The 6,562-nt window shown below is 66.7% G+C and carries 10 protein-coding genes; 7 read left to right on the top strand and 3 right to left on the bottom strand.

The genetic code is table 11. From position 1 onward, the window contains the following. Nucleotides 1-213 precede the first annotated feature (213 nt). The 5 genes from BRAS3809_RS03615 to BRAS3809_RS34620 all read left to right on the top strand — a co-directional run bounded on the left by BRAS3809_RS03615 (nt 214) and on the right by BRAS3809_RS34620 (nt 2,710). The gene (locus BRAS3809_RS03615) at nt 214-669 is read left to right on the top strand and encodes a hypothetical protein (RefSeq protein WP_052523338.1); all 456 of its coding nucleotides are present in this window, start codon (nt 214-216) and stop codon (nt 667-669) included. Nucleotides 670-849: 180 nt separating this feature from the next. Continuing rightward, nucleotides 850-1,563 (top strand): alpha/beta hydrolase, encoded by a 714-nt coding sequence (locus BRAS3809_RS03610; RefSeq protein WP_008960747.1) that lies wholly within the window; start codon nt 850-852, stop codon nt 1,561-1,563. 35 nt (nt 1,564-1,598) lie between these two features. Then, nucleotides 1,599-1,913, top strand: a complete 315-nt coding sequence (locus tag BRAS3809_RS03605; protein ID WP_008960746.1) for an EthD domain-containing protein — start codon at nt 1,599-1,601, stop codon at nt 1,911-1,913. A gap of 130 nt (nt 1,914-2,043) precedes the next feature. Next, nucleotides 2,044-2,379, top strand: coding sequence for a twin-arginine translocation signal domain-containing protein (locus tag BRAS3809_RS03600; protein ID WP_035655207.1), 336 nt, complete (start codon nt 2,044-2,046; stop codon nt 2,377-2,379). 76 nt (nt 2,380-2,455) lie between these two features. Next, nucleotides 2,456-2,710, top strand: coding sequence for a GCG_CRPN prefix-to-repeats domain-containing protein (locus tag BRAS3809_RS34620; RefSeq protein WP_008960744.1), 255 nt, complete (start codon nt 2,456-2,458; stop codon nt 2,708-2,710). Between the two features lie 60 nt (nt 2,711-2,770). On the opposite strand, the gene BRAS3809_RS03595 is transcribed toward BRAS3809_RS34620, so the two are convergent. Beyond that, a complete protein-coding gene (locus BRAS3809_RS03595) occupies nt 2,771-3,775 on the bottom strand; it encodes an alpha/beta fold hydrolase (protein WP_008960743.1) in 1,005 nt (334 codons plus the stop codon). Between the two features lie 110 nt (nt 3,776-3,885). After that, nucleotides 3,886-4,587: a metalloregulator ArsR/SmtB family transcription factor gene (locus tag BRAS3809_RS03590; protein WP_170323249.1), complete on the bottom strand. Its 702-nt coding sequence runs from the start codon at nt 4,585-4,587 to the stop codon at nt 3,886-3,888. Nucleotides 4,588-4,662: 75 nt separating this feature from the next. Between BRAS3809_RS03590 and BRAS3809_RS03585 the strand changes: the two genes are divergently transcribed. Together BRAS3809_RS03585 and BRAS3809_RS03580 are read left to right on the top strand one after the other, a co-directional pair. Continuing rightward, a complete protein-coding gene (locus tag BRAS3809_RS03585) occupies nt 4,663-4,977 on the top strand; it encodes an NIPSNAP family protein (RefSeq protein WP_008960741.1) in 315 nt (104 codons plus the stop codon). Between the two features lie 45 nt (nt 4,978-5,022). Then, entirely contained in the window at nt 5,023-5,835 is an 813-nt protein-coding gene (locus BRAS3809_RS03580) for an isocitrate lyase/PEP mutase family protein (protein WP_008960740.1), read from the top strand. 112 nt (nt 5,836-5,947) lie between these two features. On the opposite strand, the gene BRAS3809_RS03575 is transcribed toward BRAS3809_RS03580, so the two are convergent. Beyond that, entirely contained in the window at nt 5,948-6,382 is a 435-nt protein-coding gene (locus BRAS3809_RS03575; protein WP_008960739.1) for a hypothetical protein, read from the bottom strand. Nucleotides 6,383-6,562: the final 180 nt, after the last annotated feature.

Raw genomic sequence — 6,562 nt, 5'->3', positions numbered from 1 at the left:
GCGAGGAGCGCAGCGACGAAGCAATCCAGGGGCCTCGCGCCCGCTCTGGAATGTTGCACTCGTCCCGGCAGATTGCGGCAATCGGGCGCCGTCCGCAGCCCTGGCGTTAAGCTTACGGCTTAACTAACCTTTAACGACGGGTTTGCCGGAACTGGGCCGTTGGCCTAGCTTTGATAGGCAGGCTGGCAACTGAGTAGAGTAGGGTCGCGTATCATGGCTGATAGAACATCGGCAGTTCGGACGTCCGGAATTGGGCTGGCCTGCGGGGTGGCCGCCGCGTTGATGCTGCCGGCTGATGCCGCCTCGGCCCGATCGGGCGCCGTGGTCGCCGCGCCAGCCGCCGCTCCGGTGGCGCCGGCTCAGGTCGTTCCGCCCGCGCATCCGCTGGTCCGGCATCATGTCCGCGGCCCGCGCGCCTATCTGCCGGCCGCCGGCGCATTCGCCTATGGCGGCTATGGTGAGCCCGTGCCGCAGCAGATCCCCGAGCACACGTCCGCAGATGTGCGTTACACCTATACCTACGATGTCCCCTGGGACTGGGCGCACCGCTATCCGCCGAACGTCGTTCCCGCCGACCGGCCCTACGTCTCGAGCTGCCCGATGCAGACCGTGACGGTACCAGGACGCCGCGGCGACGATCACACCGTCACCATCACGCGCTGCTACTGATGAATTGAGGCAGCGCAAGGCGGATCATTGGGTTGTCCGCCAAGTTTGCAAGATACCGACCGGTCTCGCTCGCGCGAGGTCGCGAGGTGACGAGGCCCGGACTCCTAGGCACTCCGGGCCTCGTATTATTTTGCTAGTCTTCCGCGAGCCGCCCTTTGAGTCGGCGCACGGGAGGTCCAGATGCTCAGAACGGAGGCGCGTCGCGTGCTCATGCGGATCGGCATGGGGGCGGTGCTGTGGGCGACACTCACGGCCGCGGCCTCGGCCGATGAGACCGTCAGTGTCGGCGGCTCTCGCGTGGCGCTGATCAGGCCGGCGTCGGTGCGGGCGAGCGTGATCCTGCTGCCGGGCGGCGATGGCGCCATCAATGTCGGCGAGCGCGGCGACATCCACGGCCTGCTCGGCAACCAGCTGGTTCGCACCCGCAACGCCTATGCGGCGCGCGGCCTCGCGGTCATGGTCGCCGACTACAACACCGACCTGAAGGCCGCCGTCGACTACATGGCCGCCATCAAGCGGCCGGTGACGGTGATCGGCACCAGCCGCGGCACGATCAGGGCGGCGGAGGGCATCGCACGCGGCGCCCGCCCGGACGCGCTGGTGCTGACCTCGGGGTTCCTCAGCCCGGAGTCCGGCAGTTCGTCCAACGTCATGTCGATCCTCGGCTCGCCGTCGGCGCTGCCGCGCACGCTGGTCATCCACCACACCAGCGACGCCTGCAAGTTCACGCTGCCGGCCGGCGTCGATCCTTTCATCAAATGGTCCGGCGGCCGCGCCCGCGTGAAGTGGCTGTCCGGCGGCGCGGAAGAGGGCGATCCTTGCCAGGCCCGTGGCCATCACGGCTTCAACGGGCTCGACGGCCAGGTGGTGTCGCTGGCCGCGGGATTTCGCTGAGTGAGCGCGGACGCCATGATCATCTGGAGAAGCTGATGCCTGCAGCCATTTTCGTCGTCCGGGCCACGGTTCCCGATCCCGCGCAGCGCGACGCATTCGATCGGTGGTACCGCGACGTTCATCTGCCGGACGCGATCAAGAGCTTCGGCGTGCGCAAGGCGTGGCGGGCGTGGAGCCTCACCGATCCCGCGGTGCATCAGGCGATGTATCAGTTCGACGATACCGCTGCGATGGAACGCGCCGTCGGCGGCGAGGAGATGAAGCGGCTGATCGCCGACTTCAATCGCGATTGGCCGGAGGTGACGCGCACGCGCGAGAGCTTCGCGCTGGCGCAGATCGTGGGTGAGTAGGCTGAGTTCCATCACAGCCGAAGCTGCTAACAGTTTTGCGGCGTGCGTGTTGCGCGTGGCAGTTCAGCTCACGTTCAGCTGATCGCTTTGATACTCCATGCGTCTGGCTTGCAGATCATGGAGGCGCATGATGGAACGACGAAACTTCCTCAAGCTCGCACTCGGCGTCGGATGTGCCGCCGCGGCCGGTGCGGTGTTCCGCACCGAGTCGATCGCGGCGCCGCTCTCGCCGACGCCGCTGAACGAATCGGTTCCCTCGCAACCCGAGCACAACGCCGACCCCGCGGTCAGCTCGCAGCAGGAGGCCGACCGGCTTGCGCCGGAGCAGGTGCACTGGGGACATCGCGGTCACGGCCGTCACTGGGGCTGGCGCCGTCGGCACTGGGGCTGGCGCCGCCGCCATTGGGGCTGGCGGCATCACCATCGTCACTGGCACCGGCACTGGCATCGTCGTCACTACTGGTAATGACTGAACGTTTTCATTCACAGGCAGACTACCAAGCAAGCGCCGCGTCGCGGCGTCACGAGGGAGGATTGATACGATGAAGGGTTTTGCTGCTGCTGTCGTTGGACTCGGACTTGGTCTGTTCGGATTGTCGGCTGCGCAGGCCGCGCCGCTCGCGCCGACCTCGCCTGCTGTGCTTCAAGGCACAGGTGGTGCGGAAATCATCCAGGTGGCACAAGGCTGCGGCCCCGGCTTCCACCGCGGTCCGCGCGGCGCCTGCCGGCCGCTCTACAATTGTCCCCCGGGCTGGCACACCGGTCCCTACGGCAAGCGCTGCTTCCGCAACTGGTAAGTTCACGCAAGCCTCAGGGACGCGGCCTCGCCGGGTCCCTGCTGCTCGTGTTCCCAGGATCTACTTGCCGAGAAACTCGAGCAGCAGCCTGTCATACGTCTTGGGTGCATCGAGAAACACCAGATGGCCGGCATTGCCGATCACCTCTGCGCGGGCATCACGCATCTGAGTGGCAAGGGCTTTCGCGAGTTCCGCATTCTGTCCCATCCTGCCGCGCAACGCTTCCGGTGCGCTCGGCCGCCCCGGCGCGTTATGGTCGTCCGCTCCCATGATAAATAGCGTCGGCTGTGTCAGCAGCGGAATCTCGTGCACGACCGGTTCGCGATAGATCATCTGATAGGAACTGACGAAGCTCTTCAGCCAGCGCGGATAGTCGGCGCTGCCCTTGAGGTTGAAGCGGGCGTCAATGAACGGGGTGACCTGCTCGGGCGGCAGCTTCAGCGCGTAGTTGGTCTCCAGTTGCTTGCGATAGCCTTCCGCGGTGAGACGATCCTCGGTCTCGATGATCTTCTCGGTCGGAATGGGCGGCACGTACATCCGGTAATCCTCGAGCCCGATCGGCGCGGTCAGCACGAGATGCGCGACGCGATCGGGATAGGCGCGGCCAATTCGCACCGCGAGCATTCCGCCCATCGAATGCGCGACGATCTCGACCCTGGCGATGCCGAGGTGATCGAGCAGCGCGATGGTGTTGCGCGCCAGGGTGTCGAAATGCAGCTCACCCGCGGGCTTGGATGATTTGCCGAAGCCGACCTGGTCGGGCACGACGACGCGGAAGCCGGCCTCCGTCAGCGTCCTGATGACCGGCGCCCAGTAGCTCGCGGGAAAATTCCGGCCGTGCAGCAACAGCGCGGTGCGGCCGTTGGGCTGCGCCGGCGCGATATCCATGTAGGCCATCCGAAGCTGCTCGCCGTCATTGACCAGCGGCAGCAGGCTGACCGGGTAGGGATAGGCAAAGCCCTCGAGATTGATGCCATAGGGCTCGCGCGGCGCCTCCGCGGCCGGGGCGATGGAGGGGACGACAGCGATCAGGGCGGCGCAGAGCGCAACAGCGAAACGGGACATTCAGGCTCCGGGAAGCAGAGGACGACGGCATCGTCGACCCTCGCGCAGTGAGCCGCGTTCGCTGCCGAGGCAAGCCTGTATCGCGCTGCCGCGATAAACAGCGTGTGATCTCAGCCGCCGCCATCCGGTCCGAACAGCGCCGCGAAGTGCTTCTCGCCGGCGCGGCTGAAATTCACGACACGGCTGCCGGGCGTCGTGTCGCGCGCGGCCCATTTCAGCTCGGTGAAGCGCTTCATCAGGGCGGCGCCCAAGGTGCCGGCGAGATGGTGCCGCCGCGCGCTCCAGTCGAGACAGGCCTTGCACACGGGGCGCCGCGGATGCGCCAGCATCTCCGGCGAGATCCTCAAGTGCCGCGCCAGGAACTGCTCGCCCTCCTCGGTGAGCACGATCTCCTGCTTGCGCCGGCGCACCAGCTTTTGCCGCGTCATGCTGTCGAGCATCTGCACGCCGAGGTCGCCCGCGAGATGGTCGTAGCAGATGCGGGCGCGGCGCAGCTCCGGCTCCTTCGGCCCGGTGCGTACCCGCATGTGGCCGGCGCGCGCCGCGAGCCCGGCGAGCTTCTCCAGCACGTCGGCGACGTCGGGATCGGCGAGCCTGTAGTAGCGGTGGCGGCCCTGCTTCTCCGGTTCGACCAGGCCGCCGGCTTCGAGCTTGGCCAGATGCGAGCTCGCGGTCTGCGGCGTCACGCCGGCCTCCTGGGCGAGCTCGGTCGCCGTCAGCGCGCGGCCCGAGAGCAGGGCGGTCAGCATGTTGGCGCGGGCGGGATCGCCGACCAGCGCGGCCACCATCGCGATGTCTGGGCCTGATTTCATAGTTCGATGTTAGCCGAAGCATTGTCGCCGGGCAAGCGGATAGTGTCGAGGATGCAAAACATACTCGAGGTTGTCATGCCCATCACCGTCTTCATCCGCTATCGCATCGATCCGTTCAAGCGCGAGCTGTTCGAGCTCTACGCGCAGCGCTGGTTGTCGATCATTCCCCGCTGCGGCGGCGATCTGCTCGGCTATTTCATGCCTCATGAAGGCACCAACGACATCGCCTACGGCCTGATCTCGTTCGACAGCCTCGCCGCCTACGAGCAATACCGGGCGACGTTGCGCGGCGATGCGGAGGGGCGGGCGAACTTCGCGCTGGCCGAGGAGCACAAGCTCATTCTCGGCGAAGAACGAACTTTCTTGCGCAATATCGTGGCGGCGCGATGAGGACAGGACTATGTTCGCGCAACCGACGATTTATGGGAGGATGACATGACCGTGACAGCTGCTGACAAGCGTGCGGCGTTTCGCAAGCTGCACGACACCGGCTGCTTCGTGCTGCCGAATCCGTTCGACATTGGCAGCGCAAAGATGCTGCAGCAGCGCGGCTTCAAGGCGTTGGCCTCGAGCAGCGCCGGCTTCGCCTGGTCGATCGGCAAGCCGGACACCGGTGTCACGGTCGACGAGGTGCTCGTCCATCTGACGGCGCTCTGCGCCGCCGTGGACATTCCGGTGAATGCGGATTTCGAGGGGGGCTTTGCCGATGCGCCCGAGGGCGTGGCGGCCAATGTCACGCGCGCGATTGCCACTGGGGTCGCCGGGCTGTCGATCGAGGATTCGACCGGAGACAAGGCCGATCCGCTGTACGAGCGCGCGCTGGCGATCGCGCGCATCCGGGCGGCGCGGCAGGCCATCGATGCGAGCGGCAGCGGCGTGCTGCTGACCGGCCGCTGCGAGGCCTATCTGTGGGGACGGACGGATCTCGCTTTGGTCATCGACCGCCTGCGGGCCTACGCGGAGGCGGGCGCCGACTGTCTCTACGCGCCGGGTCTCAAGTCTCCGGAGGATATCGCGGAGGTCGTCAGGGCCGTGGCCCCGAAGCCGGTCAATCTGTTGAACGGTGCGGGTACGTTCAGTCTCAGCCAGGCCGAGGCGCTCGGCGTGCGCCGCATCAGCATCGGTGGCGGCCTGGCGCGGATGGCCTGGGCGGGCGTGATGCGCGCCGCGGAAGACATGGCGAAGGGCAGCTTCGCGGCCCTCGCGGAACGCTACACCGGCGATCTCGACGCGATGTTCAAGGCGTAGGATGACCTGATCGCGTGGAGCGGCCTCTTGAAAAAAGGGCGCCGGGTGACTTTTCACCCGACGCCCAGGTCCTGACGGCCGAATGGCCGCCCGCGAGATCATCGCCGAACAACTACTTCGCGTTGTTGTTCTGGCCCGCCGGAGCCGGCGGCGGTGTCGTGCGATCCCCGGCTGCACCAGTCGTCACGCCGGGCGAGCTGTTCGGCGCCGGCGTCTTCGACGCGGTCTGCGAGGCGGGCGCGTTGCCGGCCTGGTCGTTGTGCATGGACATGTTGTTCAGGCCGTAGAACACCGCGCCGAGCAGGATCGCGATGCCCACGGCGTACGCCGCGATGCGGCCGCCGGACGCGCGGCCTTCGGTCAGCTCGGGATCGGGCTGCAGCCGGCTGTCCATCCGCGCTGTGCGCTCGTACTCCGCGCCGGTCAGTCCGGGCTCGGTCAGTCCGGCGCCGGTCATGCCGGCACCGGTCACGCCTGGGCGCGTGCTCATGTCCGGGCGGTTCATGCCATCGGGATAACGTTCGTTCGGAAGCCGTTCGTTGGCCATCTCATCCTCCTAGCGATTGTCTGCGGACAACCAGCGCAGGCCGAGGTCCGTTCCGCGAAACCTTACGAATTCCCCATCTTATCAGCTGCACGGCACGCTAAGGTTCCTCATGCGCATCTCGCGATTCCGGAGCTCGTCATGCGGAACCTGCCGCCGACGGATCGTCGTCTTCACGCGATC

Origin of the sequence: Bradyrhizobium sp. STM 3809 (assembly GCF_000239795.1) — a bacterium.
In the GTDB taxonomy this organism is placed as follows: Bacteria; Pseudomonadota; Alphaproteobacteria; order Rhizobiales; family Xanthobacteraceae; genus Bradyrhizobium.
This window is presented reverse-complemented; position numbering and strand designations above follow the sequence as displayed.

Bases quoted from the DNA above. Each gene is read 5' to 3' on its own strand.
- BRAS3809_RS34620 (WP_008960744.1), top strand. From the start codon at position 2,456: ATGAAGGGTTTTGCTGCTGCTGTCGTTGGACTCGGACTTGGTCTGTTC.
- BRAS3809_RS03605 (WP_008960746.1), top strand. From the start codon at position 1,599: ATGCCTGCAGCCATTTTCGTCGTCCGGGCCACGGTTCCCGATCCCGCG.
- BRAS3809_RS03585 (WP_008960741.1), top strand. From the start codon at position 4,663: ATGCCCATCACCGTCTTCATCCGCTATCGCATCGATCCGTTCAAGCGC.
- BRAS3809_RS03590 (WP_170323249.1), bottom strand. From the start codon at position 4,587: ATGAAATCAGGCCCAGACATCGCGATGGTGGCCGCGCTGGTCGGCGAT.
- BRAS3809_RS03600 (WP_035655207.1), top strand. From the start codon at position 2,044: ATGGAACGACGAAACTTCCTCAAGCTCGCACTCGGCGTCGGATGTGCC.
- BRAS3809_RS03595 (WP_008960743.1), bottom strand. From the start codon at position 3,775: ATGTCCCGTTTCGCTGTTGCGCTCTGCGCCGCCCTGATCGCTGTCGTC.
- BRAS3809_RS03575 (WP_008960739.1), bottom strand. From the start codon at position 6,382: ATGGCCAACGAACGGCTTCCGAACGAACGTTATCCCGATGGCATGAAC.
- BRAS3809_RS03610 (WP_008960747.1), top strand. From the start codon at position 850: ATGCTCAGAACGGAGGCGCGTCGCGTGCTCATGCGGATCGGCATGGGG.
- BRAS3809_RS03615 (WP_052523338.1), top strand. From the start codon at position 214: ATGGCTGATAGAACATCGGCAGTTCGGACGTCCGGAATTGGGCTGGCC.
- BRAS3809_RS03580 (WP_008960740.1), top strand. From the start codon at position 5,023: ATGACCGTGACAGCTGCTGACAAGCGTGCGGCGTTTCGCAAGCTGCAC.